At 45.8% G+C, this 20480-nt stretch carries 19 protein-coding genes; 10 read left to right on the top strand and 9 right to left on the bottom strand.

The genetic code is table 11. The annotated features are described in order from the left end of the window. Positions 1–72: 72 nt before the first annotated feature. On the bottom strand, positions 73–231 hold the full coding sequence (locus OZ401_RS20265; RefSeq protein ID WP_341470340.1) for a hypothetical protein: 159 nt from the start codon (positions 229–231) through the stop codon (positions 73–75). Positions 232–532: 301 nt separating this feature from the next. Here OZ401_RS20265 and OZ401_RS20260 point away from each other — a divergent pair, with 301 nt between their 5' ends. The 4 genes from OZ401_RS20260 to OZ401_RS20245 all read left to right on the top strand — a co-directional run bounded on the left by OZ401_RS20260 (position 533) and on the right by OZ401_RS20245 (position 4667). Continuing rightward, complete coding sequence (locus tag OZ401_RS20260) at positions 533–1306, top strand: gamma-glutamyl-gamma-aminobutyrate hydrolase family protein (RefSeq protein WP_341470339.1); 774 nt, start codon at positions 533–535, stop codon at positions 1304–1306. Positions 1307–1308: 2 nt separating this feature from the next. Continuing rightward, positions 1309–2118, top strand: a complete 810-nt coding sequence (gene murI, locus OZ401_RS20255) for a glutamate racemase (RefSeq protein ID WP_341470338.1) — start codon at positions 1309–1311, stop codon at positions 2116–2118. Between the two features lie 115 nt (positions 2119–2233). After that, the gene (locus OZ401_RS20250; RefSeq protein ID WP_341470337.1) at positions 2234–3037 is read left to right on the top strand and encodes a glycosyltransferase family 2 protein; all 804 of its coding nucleotides are present in this window, start codon (positions 2234–2236) and stop codon (positions 3035–3037) included. Positions 3038–3200: 163 nt separating this feature from the next. Then, the gene (locus OZ401_RS20245) at positions 3201–4667 is read left to right on the top strand and encodes a redoxin domain-containing protein (protein ID WP_341470336.1); all 1467 of its coding nucleotides are present in this window, start codon (positions 3201–3203) and stop codon (positions 4665–4667) included. Between the two features lie 12 nt (positions 4668–4679). Here OZ401_RS20245 and OZ401_RS20240 read toward each other — a convergent pair whose 3' ends face one another. Both OZ401_RS20240 and OZ401_RS20235 read right to left on the bottom strand, forming a co-directional pair. Then, a complete protein-coding gene (locus tag OZ401_RS20240; protein ID WP_341470335.1) occupies positions 4680–5447 on the bottom strand; it encodes a MinD/ParA family ATP-binding protein in 768 nt (255 codons plus the stop codon). A gap of 2 nt (positions 5448–5449) precedes the next feature. Next, a complete protein-coding gene (locus tag OZ401_RS20235; RefSeq protein WP_341470334.1) occupies positions 5450–6715 on the bottom strand; it encodes a response regulator in 1266 nt (421 codons plus the stop codon). 428 nt (positions 6716–7143) lie between these two features. Between OZ401_RS20235 and OZ401_RS20230 the strand changes: the two genes are divergently transcribed. Next, positions 7144–7596 (top strand): Fur family transcriptional regulator, encoded by a 453-nt coding sequence (locus OZ401_RS20230; protein WP_341470333.1) that lies wholly within the window; start codon positions 7144–7146, stop codon positions 7594–7596. Between the two features lie 240 nt (positions 7597–7836). Further along, positions 7837–8181, top strand: a complete 345-nt coding sequence (locus OZ401_RS20225; protein WP_341470332.1) for a GlsB/YeaQ/YmgE family stress response membrane protein — start codon at positions 7837–7839, stop codon at positions 8179–8181. Between the two features lie 40 nt (positions 8182–8221). Here OZ401_RS20225 and OZ401_RS20220 read toward each other — a convergent pair whose 3' ends face one another. The 4 genes from OZ401_RS20220 to OZ401_RS20205 all read right to left on the bottom strand — a co-directional run bounded on the left by OZ401_RS20220 (position 8222) and on the right by OZ401_RS20205 (position 13184). Beyond that, positions 8222–8659 carry a gamma-glutamylcyclotransferase family protein gene (locus OZ401_RS20220; RefSeq protein ID WP_341470331.1) on the bottom strand — a complete coding sequence of 146 codons (438 nt, stop codon included), beginning with the start codon at positions 8657–8659 and terminating at the stop codon, positions 8222–8224. Between the two features lie 129 nt (positions 8660–8788). Next, positions 8789–9331, bottom strand: coding sequence for a phosphoglycerate mutase family protein (locus OZ401_RS20215; protein ID WP_341470330.1), 543 nt, complete (start codon positions 9329–9331; stop codon positions 8789–8791). 15 nt (positions 9332–9346) lie between these two features. Then, positions 9347–10525, bottom strand: a complete 1179-nt coding sequence (locus OZ401_RS20210; protein WP_341470329.1) for a lipocalin-like domain-containing protein — start codon at positions 10523–10525, stop codon at positions 9347–9349. Between the two features lie 337 nt (positions 10526–10862). Next, positions 10863–13184 carry an MMPL family transporter gene (locus OZ401_RS20205; RefSeq protein ID WP_341470328.1) on the bottom strand — a complete coding sequence of 774 codons (2322 nt, stop codon included), beginning with the start codon at positions 13182–13184 and terminating at the stop codon, positions 10863–10865. A gap of 266 nt (positions 13185–13450) precedes the next feature. On the opposite strand from OZ401_RS20205, the gene OZ401_RS20200 reads away from it, so the two are divergent. Both OZ401_RS20200 and OZ401_RS20195 read left to right on the top strand, forming a co-directional pair. Continuing rightward, positions 13451–13882: a hypothetical protein gene (locus tag OZ401_RS20200; RefSeq protein WP_341470327.1), complete on the top strand. Its 432-nt coding sequence runs from the start codon at positions 13451–13453 to the stop codon at positions 13880–13882. 214 nt (positions 13883–14096) lie between these two features. Continuing rightward, the gene (locus OZ401_RS20195; RefSeq protein ID WP_341470326.1) at positions 14097–15527 is read left to right on the top strand and encodes an FHA domain-containing protein; all 1431 of its coding nucleotides are present in this window, start codon (positions 14097–14099) and stop codon (positions 15525–15527) included. 247 nt (positions 15528–15774) lie between these two features. On the opposite strand, the gene mnmA is transcribed toward OZ401_RS20195, so the two are convergent. Both mnmA and OZ401_RS20185 read right to left on the bottom strand, forming a co-directional pair. Further along, positions 15775–16866: a tRNA 2-thiouridine(34) synthase MnmA gene (mnmA, locus tag OZ401_RS20190; protein WP_341470325.1), complete on the bottom strand. Its 1092-nt coding sequence runs from the start codon at positions 16864–16866 to the stop codon at positions 15775–15777. Positions 16867–17112: 246 nt separating this feature from the next. Next, positions 17113–17730 (bottom strand): SRPBCC family protein, encoded by a 618-nt coding sequence (locus OZ401_RS20185; RefSeq protein ID WP_341470324.1) that lies wholly within the window; start codon positions 17728–17730, stop codon positions 17113–17115. 428 nt (positions 17731–18158) lie between these two features. On the opposite strand from OZ401_RS20185, the gene OZ401_RS20180 reads away from it, so the two are divergent. Together OZ401_RS20180 and OZ401_RS20175 are read left to right on the top strand one after the other, a co-directional pair. Next, on the top strand, positions 18159–18638 hold the full coding sequence (locus OZ401_RS20180) for a CYTH domain-containing protein (RefSeq protein WP_341470323.1): 480 nt from the start codon (positions 18159–18161) through the stop codon (positions 18636–18638). A gap of 139 nt (positions 18639–18777) precedes the next feature. Continuing rightward, positions 18778–20478, top strand: a complete 1701-nt coding sequence (locus OZ401_RS20175; RefSeq protein WP_341470322.1) for an ATP-binding protein — start codon at positions 18778–18780, stop codon at positions 20476–20478. Positions 20479–20480 lie beyond the last annotated feature (2 nt).

The following is a 20480-nucleotide window of genomic DNA, read 5'->3' as shown; positions in this document are numbered from 1 at the left end:
GAACCCCGCTCGGATTCCGTTAGTTACATAAGTCTATTTTCTATCTGGCTGAATTGTTACAAAACACTAAAGCTAATGTAGATTAACAATTAAATCCGTAAAACGAGGGTTGGGGTACTTCCACCAGATTTCACCATCAAACGCGGGCGCATCGGAATCATCTGTTCCAAGTAATTCAGAAGAGGAGAAAAAGGTAAGGAAAAAGCCACAGGTCTGTTTAGAGATACACATTTTAAGCCCCTTGTTTTAATTCAGGTTCAGTAACGATTTTCTTAAGGTTTGGGGCGGACGTTGAAAATGGAAATACCGAACTTGTAGCCGCTCTTGACCTTTTGAATTGGTTGCAGGTGTATTAGGCTCAAGGTAAAGGGTTGTGAAACATGTTAAAATTAATGCTAGAGGTAATTGTATTTATAGGCTGAGTTAATAACTAACTTAACATAATATTAAATCAGGGCAATCTATATCCCTTAATCAAATGCCCAATTATTCAAAAACAGACTCTATTTTGAAAAGAGAGGTATGAAATTTAATGACGCTCAACTATTATGCCGAAATTTCACCGCTAATCGGTATTCCCTGCGGTCGTATGTTGCAACCGAATGGCACATATCGGCATGCTATCAGCAACACCTATATTGAGGCAGTGATCGCCGCCGGGGGTGCGCCTGTTCTAATCCCTGCTAGCTCTAATACCACTGCACTCTATGCGATTTATCGCAGACTAGATGGTTTGCTACTTTCAGGAGGCGATGATATAAATCCGGTTCGTTATGGCGAAGAACTGAATGGCTCGGAAGCAATGGACGATTTGCGTGACGAGACGGAACTCTGGCTTACCCAACAGGCAGTTGAGGATGGCTTGCCGATACTCGGTATTTGCCGGGGGCAGCAGGTTTTGAATGTTGCTTTAGGTGGCACGCTTTATCAGGATATATCCTCTCAAATTCCGGGTGAACCGCTTGACCATCGCCTGAGCTTTCATAAACAACAGCGCGATTATATTGCCCATCCGGTTACATTAGAACAGGATTGCCGCCTCGCCCAAATGTTGGGTACTACCCATTTGGAAGTAAATACTCTCCACCACCAAGCGGTTAAAACGCCCGGTAAAGGACTGCGCGTGGTCGGTATTGCGCCGGATGGGGTGGCGGAAGCGTTGGAAACCGAAGATGCCTCGCGCTGGATATTTTCAGTTCAATCCCACCCGGAAGAACTCTGGCGCAAACACTCGTGGGCTTCGGTACTGCTAAGTGAATTTGTAGTGGTCGCAAGGCAACGTGCAGGGAGTTTAGCAGGCTTCTAACTATGGCGAATGCTGGCGACCCAATAGGAATAATGGATTCGGGGGTAGGCGGTCTTTCCGTATTACGAGAAATCCGAAAGCTTTTACCTTATGAGGATTTGCTCTATTATGCCGATAGCGCCAATTGCCCCTATGGAATCCGCTCTCCAGAAGAGATTCGCGACCTTACACAAAGGGTAGCAACTATTCTGCTACAAAGGGGCGCAAAGGCGCTGGTAATAGCTTGTAACACTGCCAGCACCCATTCTGTAGCGTTCTTGCGGCAGCTTTTGCCCCACATACCGATTGTGGGGATGGTTCCGGCGGTGAAACCTGCCGCCAATTCCACCCGTAGTGGTGTTGTCGGGGTGCTTGCCACCGATGCTACCAGTCGTGCTCCGGCTTTACAAGATGTAATTGAACGCTTTGCAAGTGATATACAGGTCTTGATAAGCGCGCCCCCCGGTTTGGTTGAGCTAGTAGAGTCTGGTAAAACCGAGTCAACCGAGACAAGCACCCTTCTAAAAAACCATCTTGATCCGCTTGTAGCACAAGGCGCGGATGCTGTGGTACTGGGCTGTACCCATTTTCCATTTTTGCGCCCGCTGATTGAGTCTCTCTATGGCGATAAACTTCTGATTATTGACAGTGGAGAAGCAGTCGCCAATCAAACTTATCGGGTATTGGATGCCAATCATTTGCTCAATTTGAAATCTACGCCCGGTAGTCTTTCTATTTTTACCAGTGGAGATACCCAACAGGTAGGTTTAATCACCCAAAAGTTATTGAAAATGGATTCTGTACCGACTGTCAAATTTGCTATCAAAATTTAAGCTGTAAAACTTGACCATTTGCCACTAAAATTTTTATAATAAAAAGACTAGGATTTGTGCAACAGTTAGAAACTGTATTTGGATTATTGACCAGTAACAAAACTTTGGAGCAACTGTGACAGCAACAATAGAAAAGATTAAGCCAACCGATTCTTCGGCTGAACGCCCCAGTATATCGGTGTTTTTCCCTGCATATAATGACGGTGGCACTATTGCCAGCATGGCTATATCCGCAATGCTTACCTGCCGCAAACTGACCGATGATTATGAAGTCATTGTGATTAATGACGGTAGTAAGGATTATACCCCTGAGATTCTCGATGAATTGAGTAGAACCTATCCCGAACATGTGCGTATCATTCATCATAAAAAGAACCGAGGTTATGGTGGCGCGCTAAAGAGCGGTTTCGCTTCTGCCACCAAAGACCTTGTTTTTTATACCGATGGCGACGCTCAATACGACCCTCACGAACTGGAACTGTTGCTCGAAAAGATGACTCCAGAAGTTGATGTTGTCAACGGCTTCAAGATTTCTCGCAGTGACCCCTTGCATCGGGTTATCATTGGACGGGTTTATCACTTGACGGTTAAGTTTCTTTTCGGACTGAAGATTAGCGATACCGATTGTGATTTCCGCCTGATACGGCGCAGTTGTTTTGAAGATATTGAACTGACCAGTAATAGCGGTACAATTGCGCTCGAATTGGTTAAAAAGCTACAAGATGCGGGTTTTACCTTTGTCGAAGTGCCGGTTCACCATTTCCACCGCGCCTACGGTAAAAGCCAATTTTTTAATTTCCCTCGACTGTGGCGAACCGCCGTTAATCTTATAACGCTGTGGTGGCATCTGGAAATTAAGCGTGAGCATAAAAAATATCAACAACAGCGTATAAAAGAGCGTGCATTATCCGGGAAATAAAATGACACTAATAATTACAGCCGGTGTTACCAAACCGGCTTTTTTAATCTCACACTAATATTATAACGTTGGCGTTGCCTATTATTGGACATATTGCCGTATAATGATTTAGGGCAATCAATTAATTACATTTTTATTTGTACGTGTAGTAGAAAACCTAATTATGGAATCACAAAATATAAATAAAACCCAAATAAAGGCAGGTGAAAAATCACCCATCTGGATAGCGCAGAGTACGTCCGGTGAAATCAATCTAGGTGATTATCTAAGCAATACCGCAATTTTGCTCATTTTCTATCGGGCAGATTGGAGTGACGTTTGCAGCGATGAGTTGCCCTTATTGGAAGAAATGATTAAGCTCAGCGGGAATATAAAACTTAAAACTTTTGGTATAAGTAAAGATAGCGTAGCCTCGCATAATGCTTTTGCCCATCAGGTTGGGTTGGAACAAATCGTTTTAATCAGTGACCCTGACAATAGCTTAGCAGCATCCTACGGTTTGTTAAATGCCGATAACCAATGCAAAAGGGCAACAGTATTAATTGATGTGGAAGGTTATGTGCAATGGGTCGGCATTGAGGCAGAGATTAACAAACCCCGTTCTATGACTGAATTCGAATACGCTTTAAATTTGGTAAGAGGCTGGAGTGGTTATACCGATGGTATTGAGAAATGGCGCAGCGAACGGCGTAAAGCTATGCAAATTGAGCGGGATACGCCCCTTGCTAGCCCTACCAAATTGCAGGTGCGGTTCTGGGGTACGCGCGGTTCTATTCCCGTTTCAGGAATAGATTACCAACGTTATGGCGGTAATACCAGTTGTGTCAGCTTAACCAGCGATACCGGGCATTTATTTATTTTTGATTGCGGTTCTGGCGCGAGAGAACTCGGTAATTATTTAATTTCGGATGCGTGGCTGGAAGTTTCGGGGAAAGAGCAGGTTGATGGCTATATTTTTCTTAGCCATACTCATTGGGATCACATTCAAGGCTTTCCTTTTTTTAGTCCGGTCTTTAAACCGGGAAATCGCTTCAATACGCTTGGCTGGAGCAGTTGTTCGCAAACGCTAATGAGCATAATGGCACGTCAGATGGAGCAAATCTATTTTCCGGTCAGCCTGCACTCTCTACCCTCCGAGCTTAACTTCTTTTCCATGAAAAATGGGACTTATTTTCTGGATGGCGCGCAAATTACCGGAAAGTTGCTCAAACATCCTATACCTAGCGCTGCTTATCGAGTTGAACTTAATAACCGAAGTATTGTTTTCGCCACTGACCATGAGCCGCTAAGTTTGCCTCAACCGAAGCCAAACGAACTAATGGGGGACGATATTATTGACGTTAATTTGTTAGAACTCGCCCACAACGCCGATATATTAATCCATGATGCCCAATTCACCTCTGCCCAGTTAGCCAATAAAATTGGGTGGGGTCATAGCTCGCCCGAAGTAGCAGTCGATACCGCAGCCAGAGCGGGGGTCAAAAAACTGGTTTTGTACCACCATGACCCCTCTAATGATGATGACACTATTGACTTGTTACTAGAGTTGGCTAATCAGCGCAGACAAGCGATAGGCTTTAATGACCTTAAGATTGTGGCTGCCAGAGATGGCATGACGCTGGAGTTATAGGGGCAAGCTTATTTAGACCAGTAGTTCGGCAATATCCTTGAGCTTGTGGCTAAAAGGGTGATCGGGAAAGCGCAGGCTGAACACCGCGCTGCTGCCTAATTGAACCATATCCTCGCATAAAGGCAATACCGCTGCTACCGGAACCTGAAAAGTATCACTGACAAGTTGTGAAAGGCTATTAAAATCAAGGGCTGGTAGCGCTTTGTTCACAACTAAAATCATATTGGGTACGCTCAGTTTTCGCGCTACTTCTACGGTTACCGCTGTTCCCTGATAATCTTGCTTGTCGGGACGAAGGACAATAACCAGCAAATCTGAGATTGCAATCGACAGCAATGTTTCTTCATTCAAGCCGGGGTGGGTATCTATGAATAAATAATCAAGCTTAAAGCGGTGTTTGATGTCCTGAAGCCCATTATTCAACAAACCAATCTCATATCCTTCGCTAAGAATACGGGTTATTTGTCCGGTTTTAATGCTGGATGGCACAAGGTAAATTGCCCCTTGCTGTGAAATGGGACAAGCGGTATCTTGAAGGATCGCGCTCACATCGTAAACACATTCATCTATCCTGCAACGACCCCACAGGTAATCATTTAAAGTAAGGTTAGTAGAATTTTTATCCAAGTCGAAAATGACATGAACTCCGGGCGATTGAATATCGGTATCAACTATTGCAACCCGCTTTCCAGATGCTGCAAGAATCGCCGCCAAATTAGCCGTCAGATTAGATTTTCCCGTACCGCCTCGAAATGAATGAACGGACACCGTTCTTGGCATTACTAGTTTTCCTCGATTGCCCTACTGTTTCTTTCCCTTAATTCTTGCGCCCGCTCTTTCAATTTTTGAAAGTAATCATTTTCTGTAATTGCTGCCACTTGTCGCGCTTTTTTTGCCTCATCCACTTCGATTTTTAGTTCTTCCACCAATTGGCGTAGCCGTTCTTCACGCGCATAAATTTCATGCGCCATTTTCTGGAAAACTCTGGCAAGTTGCCCTAGTTCATCTTCTCGGCTGGCTATTTCGTTCAGATACTCGTGCCTGTAATTGTTATTTTCAACGGCAGCCGCAGCCGTAGTGATTTTTGCTACTTGTCTCAAGTATTCCACTTCCTGATCTCGCAAGCGTTTCTTTTCGAGACTAGAGCCAATGCGCGCTTTTAAAATCACCGGGTCAAAAGGCTTTGGAAGATAATCAACTGCGCCCATTTCAATGCATTTTACAATGCTTTCAGTGTCATCAAGGGCGGAAATCATTAGCACCGGAATATCGCTAAGGGCAGGATTAGACTTTAGTTTTTCGAGTGTTTGATAACCATCCATTTCCGGCATTACAATATCGAGCAATATAAGGTCAAAGATACCTTTCTTAGCTTTTTCAAGGGCTTCCAAGCCATCAGAAGCCAGTTGCACGTTATAACCTTGCCGCCTTAGCCTTCTGGATAGCATATCACGGTTCATTGCGCTGTCGTCCACCAACAGTATATTACCGGGTTGCTTAATTTCTAGCTTTCCGGTGGTTCTATCTAACCTGTTTGTACCGAAAGCGCGTAAGTCAGTGTCAGGATCAACACAATCGAAACGAGCTTGGGTAAGATTGTCATTTATCAGCAAAAGCGTTTGATTAGCGGCTATCTGTAACCGCTGGAACTCCTCAATCCACTGCAAAGCACCCCGGTCTTCGGCTTCTTCTTCCAGCATTTCACTGTAGCCGATTATCTGATTGAGGGGATTTCGTAGTTCGTGCCTTAATAACCCTAAATCGGGAGGATTAGTCATCATTGTTTGTGGATTTAGCCCACTTCTGATTTGTTGCTGCAAATGTTTACTGGCATCGCGAATATTATGCAAATCTGAAATTGCAAATAGCAGGCTAGGGTCATCCTCGAAAGTAAGTAATGTCTCACACAAATGTGCAATCCGAGCAGCCGATATGCGGAGTTCGTTTGAAATTGCAATCCGAAAGCGCAATCTGCTCTTTTCGAGTTCTGCTTGCTTGTGCCTTGTTAAATTGTCAGGGCTATTGCTGATATCTTGTGATTCATTCATTAGGAGTAAATAGTTCCAAGTGTTCAAGTATTTCATTAGAAGTTAAATCAATTGATTGATCTAATTCTACTAAAAATGCAACAAAATAAAAATAGTTCTTTTCAAATTCATTTCTCTTTTAATTATATAACTGCGAAATAATATTGTTCAGGGTTGTTGCAAGAACCCATTTTAAGGCAAGAACCGGAGGTGGAGGAGAGAGTGAGTTCAAGGGGACATCCCTTGCGACCCCGGCAGGCGTTCCCGCTGCACTCCCTTTCCGCTCTTGCAACTGCCTTGTAATATTGTTTTGGTCACTATTGACTTAGAAACAGTCAGGGGATATAATTCCCCAATACTAAGAATGATTCTTAATTAGTAACGATAGGTAAATGTATAATCTAGCCTGTTTAAATGTTTGTATATTTGATTCGAGGGGAAGTAGTTAGATGTTCATTGCTGAAGATATCTGTCAAAAATTACGCGAAAATGGAAAGAAAGTTACCCCACAACGCCGCCTGATTTATAAAGCGTTGGAGGGTAAGACTACTCACCCTACTGCTGAGGATATCTATAATGATGTGAGAGCAGTTATTCCAGATATTTCCCTAGCAACTGTCTATAAAACCCTTCGAGAATTGGTCGAGTCTCGTTTCTTGCTTGAGATACAGGTAGATGGGGATAGTAGCCGTTTTGACCCGCGCACCGATCCTCACAGCCATCTTAAATGCATCGGCTTTAAAGTTGGCACAAATGGTGAATATCTGCCTTGTGGTCGGCTCGAAGATATCTCTACCACATATCCCACTCTGCATGTTTCACCCGAAGAATTGCACGGGTATAAGTTAATCGGCAATGAAGTCATGTTTCTAGGATATTGCCCTGCTTGTCAGAACAGCTAAGATTCCCACTCGCTTAATTGCTCTGAGCTTTCCGGGTTATTAAGTTTAATCGACCTGTAGCAGGGTCGATTTTTATTTTTCATACAAACTTTTAAATCGAGCTATGAAACATATAAATCAATTGCTGTGTCTGAAAACTTGAAGGCAGTACGCAACAAAATAAAAAAAAGTGCGTATGTATATAAGAGTTATTTGATTATTTAAGACGACAGCCTAGGGGTTGTCGGGGAGGTTATGAAAATGGGCGGTTTAATCCTAGCGGTTATCCTTATTATAATCGGTTTTGCGGTATTATCCGTGGTGATGTCACTGGCATTTTCGCTGGCTGGCTGGCTGCTTATCGGTTTGATCGCCGGATTCTTGGCTAACTACCTGATGAAAGGTAGAACCGGAGATTTAATTGCGAATCTGGTTTATGGTTTACTCGGTTCGGTACTCAGCGGCTTTGCACTTTCGGTGTTCAGGTTGGGTGGACTGGATAATAATCTGATTGGTAGTATAGTTTTCTCAACTATCGGGGCGATGGCGGTAATTGGGCTTTCTCGGCTTCTCAGTTCAAATAGACCGACTTACCCTCGCTATTAAAAAAGACGGGCGGGTTAGCTACCCGCCTTTTTTTATTTCTTTACTTGCTCTGCTTCCAAAGCAGCCAATCACCATGCTCTATCAGAACAGGGCTTGGTGTAAGGTTTTTGAAATATACCTCATCCCCCATGTAAATCCAAGCTCTCCGGCTTGAGCCATCCGCTCCTTTTACTTCTCTAATTTCACGACAATAATGATTATCTTCACGACCGGGCATGTAATCTTCTAACATATCTATATTTGCCAATACATCCGGGTAAATGTCTACCGGAACAGTTATTAGATCGCCTGTAACAACTTTGTTTTTGTCTTGGACTTCTCGTACCATTGGGTATGCGCCGAGGTCGTATAATTCAATGCCTTCAAGCGTAAATCCGGTTTCTTCTTTTTCCGTGCGCTTTTGCAAAAAAATCATGTAGTTGTAGTCGCGCGGTCTTAATGTACCATATACAAAAAACGGCAGGTATTCTTCTACCATAGAGTCTCCATCTAAGTGTAAAATGTATTTATCGAATGGTTATTATAGCAGGGAATTGCTATTTTATATCGGCTGCCTGAATTTAACCTGTGAAAGATTTAACTATAAGCCTATGCTGAGAATCCCGTATTAAAGCACCGGTAAATGTTCGCGCGTTTCCAGATGATCTTTGCACTCCCAGTTAGCCTCTACCACTTTGCCCTTTTCCAACGCAACCCATGCAAAAGCTCCTGTAGGAGGATTGACGAAGTGTTTCAGGTCGCCCAACTCCATGCCCTTGAAGTAGGTGGTAAGGCAATAGAAGATATAGCCATGAGTGGAAAGCAGCACTTTTTGGTGAGGGCTTTTTAACAACTCTTCTGCCAGATTGGTTACGCGCTTCCAAACTTCACGCGGTTGCTCATTGATTGGTTCGCTCAGCGCGGGTTCGCCTTTCATTTCGACTTGCCCGATCTGGCGACTTACCAACGTGGCAGTTTGCACCGCCCGCGGCAGAGGGGAAGTAAGGTAAAGCCCGAACGGGGCATGTTGCGCCAACCCATGCCCCAACATCACCGACTCTTGTATTCCGCGTTCGGTCAGCATAACCCGATATTGATTATTGCCGTATGAGCCGTTTACTGCTGAAATGCTGGTTTGTCCGTGTCTGTGGTAATAAATATACTTCAACAAAATATTTCCTCGTTATTACTTATTTGTAGTGCCTATATCATAGCCGGTAAGTTCAACATAGCCAGAACCGGCAATGGGCTTACCGTCCTTCGTACCGCTTATATCAGTGTCGCCTTCCCAATAGACTACCGCAGTAGTTTTACGGGTGTCAAGTTCCTGATTCTGGATTACCGGCTTGTAATTAAGGGTCATAGCGGGGATACCGGGCTTCTCTTTCACGCTGATTGTCCAACCGCTGGGCCATTTTACTCCGGTCACGCTGCTTACCCATTCGCCGTTAGCTTTAATGGTCAGGTCGCTGGTTTCAAGGTCGTAGATTTTGCGCGGCTGGTTGGGAGTGCATGCGCCGTTGCAGGGCGGGACATAGGTTCCAAATACTTGAATCAGACTATTGTTTTTGTCGCGGAGGTTATAGAACATCATCTCGCTGCCATCGTTAAGCTGAGTGCTAAACCAATCCCAGCCCCCTGCCAGCGGTAGGAAGTTACCCCACTGCTTATCGAACCAGATTTGCCCGCTTGCAATTTGCTTGGCTGTGCCGCCCACGCTGATTGTGCCGCTCACCGACATGCGAGGGCGTGAGTAGTAATAGGATGCGCCTGCCGGTCCGTAGGAAAATTGCCCCCCACCGTGTAACGCTATTCCGGTCGTATCATTTACGGTTAGGTCTATGGCGTAGCTGCCATCATCCATCGCGGCTTTCAGGTTGTCTTTTCCGCTCACTCCTTGCATCGTCCAATCCGCTTTTTGTGGGGCAGTAACTTTAAGGTTGAAGCCTTCGGTGCCACCCGCTTTAAAGGAGTCTGAAATGCTGATGCGCTGATCATATTTGAATGCGCCGGATTGCACATCGGTTATGGAGAAGTGAGAAGCGTAAGCCGCCGGGAAATTGGCGCGCAACCCCTGAAAGATTACGAACTCCACCCCGTATTGCTGCCCATCGGCGGTTTTGAGCCGCCCGGTGTAGTACCACCATTCGGTCATCACATTGTGCGGCGCTTCATCTTCGGGAAACTTTACCACCGTACCGGGAACGGGTCCGGGCGTGCCGACCGGAATCTCGGAGGCTTTGGCATTGGTGGAAGGGCTTGGGAAGGCTTCTTTAGTAGGGGCGCTATCGCCACACGCTGCCAGCAATAAGCTTGACATAACTAAAACTAAGAGCAAGGTTATTTTATATTTTAGGGTTTTCATTTCTATAATTCCGTTTATATATCGGGGATAGATAAAATCCCCGGTTATTATGATTTTAACGCTTTGGATTCAGGTACGGGCTTATTAAAGATTAACAATTTAGTAACTATTCACCCCCTACCCCCCTCAAGGGGGAAATAGGAGAGAGGAGTTCAAGGGGACACCCCTTGCGACCCCGCACAGGGGTTGCACCCCTGAGAACCCCGCTCGGATTCCTTGAAGGGCGTATTCAAATACGCCCCTACGAATTAAAACCGCCTCGTTCGGATGTAGTGCGGGTATCCCCCCGTTCGGGGTAGGGGCGCATTCCGATGCGCCCGGTTTTAGCTTCGTTTTATTACTTAACCAGCGGCAATTTATCTTGATTGCCAAGAATAGGCTCGAAATCTCCTGCTTCGAGTTTGGTATGGGGCAGGATTTTTAGCAGCCTTTTAGGGGCGTACCAATTCCATTTTCCTAGCAATTGCATGGTAGCCGGAACAAGTAACGCTCTTACTATTGTAGCATCTACGCCAACCGCTATTGCAACGCCCAACCCTAGCATTTTCACCAAAACCATGTCGGCGGTAACGAAAGAGAGCGATACCAGCACCACAATCAACGCTGCGCTGGTTATAATCCGTCCGCTGCGTTGCATACCAAGCGCAACACTGGCGGCATTATCTCCGGTGTTTTCCCAACTTTCCTTGATACGACTCAGCAAGAATACTTCGTAATCCATCGAAAGCCCGAACAGAACGCAGAACATGATGATGGGAATAGTCGGTTCGATAAAGTTGAGGGGCTTGAAGTTCAGGATATTGCTAAAGTTACCCTCTTGAAAGACAAACACCAGCATCCCGTAGCTGGCGACAATGCTCAGCGCATTCATCACAATCGCTTTGAGCGGCAGCACCACCGAGCGGAAAAGCAGCACCAGCACCGTATAGGTGGCAATGACGATGAATAGGGCGGCAAAGGGGAAAGCCCCGTACAAGCTGTTTACTACGTCAATTACGCCTGCGGTAGAGCCTGACACCATTATGCTCATCCCGTTGCCGATTTGGCTATTGCGGATTTTTTCTACCAAGGCGCGGCTTTCCGGCGAATTAGAAGGGAACTTGCTATAAACCGAAATCAGCGTGGTATCGCCCTTTGCAAATTGGGCGGCGTAATCTCGCAAGAAAGTGTCGCGGATTGCGTCCACATTGGCGTAGATAATCTGGTATTGCTCACGATTTAGGCGCGGCTCAACTGTAACAATGCTATCTACTCGGTCAACGCGCGGGTCTTGCTTTATCAGGTTGGCAAACTCATATAGGTAGTAAATATTACCCGGTTCAAGGATATTGCCCTTCGGAGTTTGTACCGTAATCAGGATTGGGTTTGCCTCGTTCTCGTTGAAATCTTTTCGCAGCGTATCAAAAACTTGGCGGCTTTGTACGCTATCGGGCAAGATAGAAGGGTCAGGGCTGTTAAAAATTACGCTCAGGAAGGGTATGCCCAGTATCAGCAAACCGCTAAGGGTTGCAACAAAAATCAGGATAGGGCGGCGCATTACCAGACGCGATAACTTAGCCCAAAAACCCGATTGCTCAGCAAGCTGTTCAGTAAGCTGTTCAGCGGGCTGTTGCGCAAGCTTTCGCCGCCGTTTCGCCAGCCCTGATACCGGAAGGGCATTTATGCGCGTGCCGATGATGGCGAGAATTGCGGGGAGCAGCGTGATTGCCGCCATAACCGAGACGAATACCACCACTATCCCGCCGATAGCCACCGAAACCAGCAGATTGATGCGAAACACGAACAAAGCGCACAAGCCGATTAGAACCGTTAAACCGCTATAGGTAACCGCTTGCCCGGCGGTAGCAAGGGTAATAGCAACCGCTTCTTCGGCGCTTCTGCCCCGAAAAATTTCTTCTCGGAAACGGCTGGTTAGGAATAGCGCATAATCCAACCCTAACCCCAATCCTAAGAGAGTTGCTAGATTCAGGGTAAAGATTGATAGTTCGGTCAGGTGTGCTATTCCGAAAAGCGATGCCAGAATCACCACTACGCCCATACCACCCACCAGCACCGGAAGCGCGGCAGCTATTACCGACCCGAAAACGAACAGCAACGCTACTATTGCTATGGGGATAGCCACGACTTCCGCGCGGTAGAGGTCGCTCTGGCTCACTTTTTCAACATCGGCGTAATAGGCAGGTCCGCCTCCCACTTGCATTTTCAGAGTTGGGGGTTGCTTGAGCGCGTTTTTGAATTCGGGTAGAGCTTTGGCGGCGGCTTCTCCATCCGAACTTACCCGCACCAGAATATAAGCGGTTTTGCCATCATTAGAAACTTGGCGCGGATTGGATACGAAATCTATTAGGTCAATCGGCAGGCTAAATTTCTGTTTTAACTCAGAAACGGCGTATTGCGCTTCTTGGATAAAGCGCGGGTCTCTGGCGTTGAGTGTGTCACTTTCAAACATCAGGATGATACTACTGGCGCTGTAGTTTAATTTGTCAGCCAGCAATTGTGCGCTGCGGGCACTTTCAGTGGTAGGGTCTGAAAACCCGCCAATCTTGAGTGGTTCGATAACTCTGGCGGTAAAAGGCAATGAGGTGGCAACCACCACCAGCCAGAACCCCACAAACCACCAGCGTTTCCTGTAAATAAATTTACCAAATCTATAATACATTGAATTTCATTCCATAAATTGTGCAATATTTCACTAAAATACTTAGACAAATATTATACCACTCTGCAAGATTGAGTCTCGTGAATATTTAGAGAATGTATGATATTTTCTATCCTACAAAACTGTAATAAACAATCAATTACATTCTGGCTATAATAATGGCAAGACAATTTCTTAAAACCTAAATAAATATTTCCGGCAGCGACCCTATAAATGGTCGATAAATTTTGTTGCCGCAATTAAGTTGGGAAAACTGGGGTAAGATTATGATTGGGTATATTGATAGCAATAATTCGTTTAATGACTATAATCGCTATAGAAATGCATCCGAAGATTTTAGGGATGATGAGCAGCTTATTTTTTTTGAGAGAACTTCACTGCTGAATGGCGGACATAAAATAATCAAGCTTGAAGTCGGTCAAAAAGCGGTAAATTTTGAAATAGAACCGCGTGATTGTCCAGACTATTTGTTAAAGGTGCTATGCACTTCCGACTATCCGAAAACCGCGCCGCAATTACTGGTTATAGAAAAAGCCAGCGGTAAGCCTATCGAAGATTACCTATCGAACGTGTTACAAGAATGGGCAAGCGATTGCACCATTGCCACTCTAGTAGAAGAATTTCACTTCCAGAAATATGCGAATAGTAAGCGCAAAACCACTCGTGCTAAGCGTTCGCGCTTATTGTTCTTTCTATAGCGTTGAAAGGCTCGGCTTGCGGGCTTGTGTGGCGCAACTTTTGTAGGTTGCGCTTTTTATATTTAGCCGAATGTATTTATCCCTTTCTTGCTAATCATCTTATAATTTGCCTTGAGCTTCCAGCTATTTTAAAATAACAGCGCAAAAGGGTTTGTACTTGTAGATCACTAAGATTATAATCTTAGTGTATAGTAGACTTGAAAGAAATGTAGAAATGGCTATATCCAGAGACCAGAAAATATATAATTATTCCCGCGCAGAGTGTTTTAACACCCTGCTAGGTCTCTTACCCATTTTACATGTGCGGGTTGAGCCTTTGCTTTCGGTTGGTTTGGCATTGGAAGAACATAGCGCCGATAAGGGCGAAATTAGGGTCAAAACCATGCCCACCACTGCTACTCAAACCACTACTGTTCCGGTTAGTACCCCAAGCCAGTTTCGCTTCAAGTTCAACCTTGAGCCATCCGGTGAAAACAAGTGCGTGGTAAAGGCGGAAGCCTCTACCGCAGGTGTAACCGATGTCGGTTTGGGGCAGTTGACGCTAAGGCAGCTTTTGATAACCCTGAGCCTAGCGCAAGGTGGGAAATTGCCCGTTGGTTCTATCCCGGTTTTTTTCCTCGATTTGCCCGTCCCGCCTTTTGGTAGTCCACATGCCAAGCTTTATGATTTCGTAAATCGGGGGTATCACTTAGCGCGGCGTGGTCAGGCGGATGATGCGATACAAGAATGGGAAGCGGCTTTGCGGATAAACCCTCAATGTGTGGAAGTATATTTTCACAAGGGGGTTTTGCACATGCTGTTGGATGAGCTAGAACAAGCGCGCAAGGATTTCGGAGAGGTGACGCGGCTTGACCCGCAACATTTGCTGGCTAAGTTGTACTATGATGATATCACCGACCGCCTCAAGAAACGTCCGCTTGATCCCAAACCTCAGGTTAATATGCTTGAAGAAGCGCCCACCAAACGCGGCAACCTTGCCGGAGCAATTCCTACTTTGGGGTCTGCGCCCGGAGGGGGTCACAACCCGGTCAATGAAGAAGATTTGCCTACACAGGTGTTGAAAAGAATCTTCAACTCGCGCCTACTTTTGAAAGGCGAGGGTGTGCCGATAGCCGATTATGAAATCAAAGAGCAGATAATTTCCATCGGCAGGCAAGAAGATAACACTATTATCATTTTGAATGGGAAAGTGTCGCGCCACCATGCCCGCATCATAACCCAAAGCGGTCTTAGTAAGTTGGTGGATATGGGTAGCGCGAATGGCACATTACTAAACGGCAGGCGACTTGCCACCAGCGAACAGGTTGACTTATATAACGGTGATTTGGTAAAGCTAGGCGATGTGGATATTACCTATATAAACCCGCAACAGGCTGCCCGTCCGGTGGTGACATCTGCGCCTATGCCGCCACCCCCTCAACGGAGACCTGCCATTTCCCCGCAAGAACGTTTTTGGGCGTTGAATGTTCTAGGCTTGAATCCGGCTTTTACTACCACGCCTCAGCAAATAGAGGCGCAGAGTGAGGTGGTGCGCCGCTACTGGGAAGACCGCGTGCGTACAGCCTATAGCCCTCCATTACGAGCTGAGGCTGAATCACGTCTCGCCGAGGTAGCCCGCGCCCGCACTTTGTTATTGGGGATGTAAAAATCACAAATTACGTTTGGAATAAAAACAAGGGGCTTATGAACTTTAAGAAATACATTCGTAAACATGTGAGATTTCCGAAGGGCGGTTCACGAACCGCCCCTACGAACCAAATCTCATGAGAACCGATTTGTAGGGGCGCATCGTGATGCGCCCGCGTTTGATGGTGAAATAAGGCAGATTTACTAATTACGGATTGCCCCTTGCCTGAAATTTAATCTGAAAGAGCCTTCCAAAATCCCCTAATTTAGCAGATAACGCCCCCGCCCAAAACCTCATCGCCTTGATAAAACACCGCCGCTTGACCGGGAGTAATAGCGCGTTGGGGGTTATCTAGCACAAGGCGAGCTTTTCTTGTTTCTGAATCCAGCAATTGAACTGTACCGGACGCTTCTCGCGCCTTGTAGCGAATCTTGACGGTGGCAGGCACGGGTTCTTTGCTCCACTCGCCGTTAATCCAGTTAATGTTTTCCACCTCAAACTCGCGCTGAAATAAGTCGCGATCGTCTCCCACTACCAGCGTGTTGGACTCGTTCACAACCTTCAGTACGTAAGTGGGTGTTGGGGCGTAAATGCCGATTCCCTTGCGTTGCCCAATGGTGTAATTGGGTAGTCCGTTATGCTGACCGACTACTTCGCCGCTCAGATTAATAATCGGTCCGGGGGTAGCTGCGCCCTCGCTCAGCCTGTTTTTGATGTAGTCGCGATAATCACCACCTGCCACGAAGCAAATATCCTGACTCTCCGGTTTTGCGGCAGTAGCAAGCCCTCGCTGTGCTGCCATCTGACGCGCTTGAGTTTTGGTATATTCGCCTAAAGGGAACAAGATACGGCTTAACTGCTTCTGGTTGAGCATATATAATACGTAGCTCTGATCTTTGCTGGCATCTACCGCTCGCAACAATTTGTATTGTTGGGTGGTAGGGTCAAAAACGTTGCGGGCGTAATGCCCGGTAGCGAGATAATCCGCGCCCAACGCTAGCGCCTTATCCAGTAAGAAGCGGAACTTCAGGAAGGCATTGCAGGCGACACAGGGGTTTGGGGTGCGCCCACGTTCGTATTCCTCTATAAAATATTCTATAACCGACTGGCGGAACTCTTTCTCGAAATTCATAGCGTAGAATGGTATGCCAATTTGCTGGCAAACCCGGCGCGCGTCTTCCAATTCCACGATTGAACAACAACTCTTGTTTAGAGAATAGTTCTGCTCTTCCTCATCGCTGTTGCTGCCGTGCAGCCTCATATTAATGCCGATAACTTCGTGCCCTTGCTCTACCAGCAAGGCGGCGGTGAGCGAACTATCCACGCCCCCGCTCATTGCTACTACTACAGTTGCCACTACTAATCTATCTTTCCAGTTACCTGTTTAATTCTATCTGTTCCTGCCGGAGAGGAGGAAAGAGGGTGAGTTCAAGGGGACACCCCTTGCGACCCCGGCAGGGAAATTCCCCTGCACCCCTTTTTGTTAGTCTTATATCCGGGCTGAATAGTTACTTGAAATTACAAATAATGACGGCTTTGTCAGCCGCCAATTATTAGTGTAGCAGAATCGAGAATTTATTGCTACTGCTTTTAAAAAGTAGCCTTACTTGTGCTTCAAGGTTTTTGATATTAGCACTATTAGAGCTACAATCGCCCCACTTGCGCCCAGCATTCCTAACGTTATCGGGATGGTCGAGGTAGTGGTGGGCTTGGGCGGGGCAGGGATACGCGCCAGCTCTTCGCGACTTTTGGCGTGTCGCCGCTGCAATTCGAGCTTTAAACTCTCCTCGCCCTTTTGCATAGCCCAGCGGTGGTTGGCGGCAAAAATAGGTTTCATGACAAATGAGAAATATTTCAGCAAGGGCTTTTCAGCTTGAATTTTCCAATCGTAAATGATATTGACATACTTGCCGTCTTGAGCAAATGTCCAGATACCGCGCCCTACAAAATCGCCTTTGGCTTCAATCGAGAAGCCGTGAGGCGCGTGCGACTCAGTTACTTTGAAGCGCCAGCGCAGGGTATAGGGCAACCAGCCTTTGGTATAAAGGTCTATAACCTTGCCGATGCCCTTCTCATCGCCCTTTTCCAATTCTTTCACCTCAAGGTAAACTGCGGGCCACCAACGTACCAGATCAAGCCCGTTGCCAATAACTGCGCTGACTTCTTCCAGAGTGCTTTCCACTCGCCAATGAGAAATAAAATGGTACTCATTACTAGACATAACCCGCTCCTTTATATAGTATGTATAATCTTCAGAATCTGTAGTAAAATCGGCGTTTACCGCCTTCGGCTACCACTTTAATAATGCTATAATCACTTTACAAGTTTCTTTTCAGGAGTAACTTGCAAAATCTGATTTATGATTCAATTATAAAATGAATATTGTTTCTTCAACAAACCAATCGTTGTTCCTGTAGTATTCAGGGCGGTTGCAAGGGGCAATAATCTGCTACTCCCTCTGGAGAGGAGGAGAGAGGATGAGTTCAAGAGGACATTCCATGTGACCTCGTCAGGCGTTCCACTTACTCTCCCTTTCCGAACTTGCAGCCGCCCTACTGTAGTATTGAAATTGTGCCATATTTAGGATAATGGCTGTGCTATAATATATTTATGTTAGCTTTAACATAAGTTAAGTAAAGTTATTAGGCTATGTTGGAAATCGAACGGAAATTCCTTGTAAAAGAAGAACTATTGCCGCCCTTGCCGCTTGGACACTATTTAGTGCAAGGTTATCTATCATTCGGGTCGCCAAGTGTAAGAGTCAGGCTCGATACAGACGGGAGCGGTCTAAAAAAGGCATTCCTGACTATTAAAGGCAAAGGGTTGGTTAGCCGTGAAGAATTTGAGTACGCGATACTCTTTGAGGAAGCAGAGCAACTCCTGAAATTGTGCCAAGGGGCAGCGATAGTCAAACGGCGTTATATTTTCCCGGTAGCGGGTGAACCGAACTTAAAATGGGAATTGGATGTTTTTGAAGGGGAAAATGCCGGGCTGGTGGTAGTAGAGGTGGAAATACCCCACGAAAATTATACCTTCCCGCTTCCAAACTGGATCGGGCAAGATGTGTCCGAAATTGCCGCGTATAAAAATATTGCGCTGGCACAACATCCCTACAAGGCTTGGCAATAGGCATACGTAAGCCTGAGCAGAACTACCTAGATAGCAATGGCAAAGATTCCGGTGGATTACCGTTTATATCAGTAGGCGGGAAACAATTATAGTGGTTAAGCTGATTCTTATCGCGTTGGATAATATAAGGCAATAGTGGATGAACCCTAAATATAATCAACTTGAACAACAAATGATTATATATGCGCGTGACTTTAAGGTCGTTTATGAGGAGGAACGCCTCAAACGAAATGAACTTGAGCGAGCAAACGACCGACTTCGACAGCTAGATGAGATGAAAAGCACTTTCGTGGAGATAGTGAGCCACGAACTGAATACTCCCGTTACCATTATCAACGGCTACTTACAGATATTGTCGGAAATGCTGGCTGATAAATTACAGCCACAGGAAGCCGAGTATTTCAATCTTGCCCACCAACAGGCGCAGCAACTCAGCTTGTTGGTAGAAGATATTACCAATTTTACCTATCTCACCCGCAGCGAACCGCTCTTACAATTGTCCGACCCGGAGTTGACCAGTAACCTTTCGCTGGTGGTTAAGAAAGAGCTTGAAAAGCAGCAAAGCTCTATTGATGAAAAAGGTTTAGTGGTTCAGCTTAATGTGCCTGAGCAAATATTCCCTGCTAATATAGAACCAGCCCGCTTCCGTGTGATTATCGGACATTTATTGAGCAATGCCATTAAATTTAATCAAGTGGGCGGTTGGATAAAGATTAATCTTTATCTTACAGAGGGTGAGGAAATCGAGAAGCTTGTGCTTGAAATCGGTAATAGTGGTGTTTTCATCCCTCCCGAAAAAATAGCGCAAATCTATTATCCTTTCCAGCAAATCCAGTCTGTCGATTCTCGCAACTATAGTGGGTTAGGGCTTGGTTTGGCGTTGGTACAGCATACCGTTTCCAGCTTTAAGGGAGAAATAGACGTTACCAGTTCCGCGACAGAAGGGAATTTCTTTAAGGTTACGCTGCCCTATAGCTCGTGGCAAGACCCGATCTTACTAAAACAACGCCTTGATCATGTGCAATCCCTCAACCTTTTCTATGCGCGTGACCTGCGCCGCATGTACGATGATGAGCGCAAAAAGAACGAGATATTGGCAAAGCTTAAAGAAGAATTGGAAGAAAAGCAGAATCGCTTGAACCTGTTCCTTTCAAAATTACTGACGGCACAAGAAGAGGAACGCAAGAAAGTTGCCAGAGATTTGCATGATGGGCTGGCGCAAACTCTCACCTTTGGTCATCAGATGGTAGAACTAATTGAGGTAGAGGTGCAAGATGCCTCCTCATCTTCTGCCTACAAACGCGCCAAAGAAACCTTAAAATCGGCTCGAACTGAAGTACGCAGTATCATTGCCGGATTGCGTCCCGATACGTTAGATCGTTTTGGCTTAATTCCCGCCTTGCGCGAATCTTTTAATACAATGTGCAACAAAAATGACTGGGATGGCAATTTCGATGTAATCGGCAAATTTGGAGAACCCGGCAATAGTACCATTAGCCCTCAGATAGCAGAAAATTTCTTTCGTATTGCACAGGAAGCTCTAACGAATGTGTACAAACATTCCGGGGCAAAACAAGTGCTGGTTCGCCTTGTGCGTGACCCCGGTATTGTTACGTTGACCGTGCAAGATTGGGGCAAAGGCTTTGAAGTACAAAAATGGCAAAATCGCCACAACCTTGACGCTGTCTCAGACAGTAGCGATAATGGGGTTGTTAATATGGAACACCTCGGCTTGGTTGGTATGGAAGAGCGGGTTCGCTTGCTAGGTGGCACTATGACTATTACCAGCAAACCGGGAGCGGGAACAACAATCGTGGCAAATGTGCCGGTAAATGAGTAATT

This window comes from Candidatus Chlorohelix allophototropha (assembly GCF_030389965.1).
Lineage (GTDB): Bacteria > Chloroflexota > Chloroflexia > Chloroheliales > Chloroheliaceae > Chlorohelix > Chlorohelix allophototropha.
Note: the sequence above shows the minus strand (reverse complement) of the source record. Positions and strands in the feature narration are given on the sequence as shown.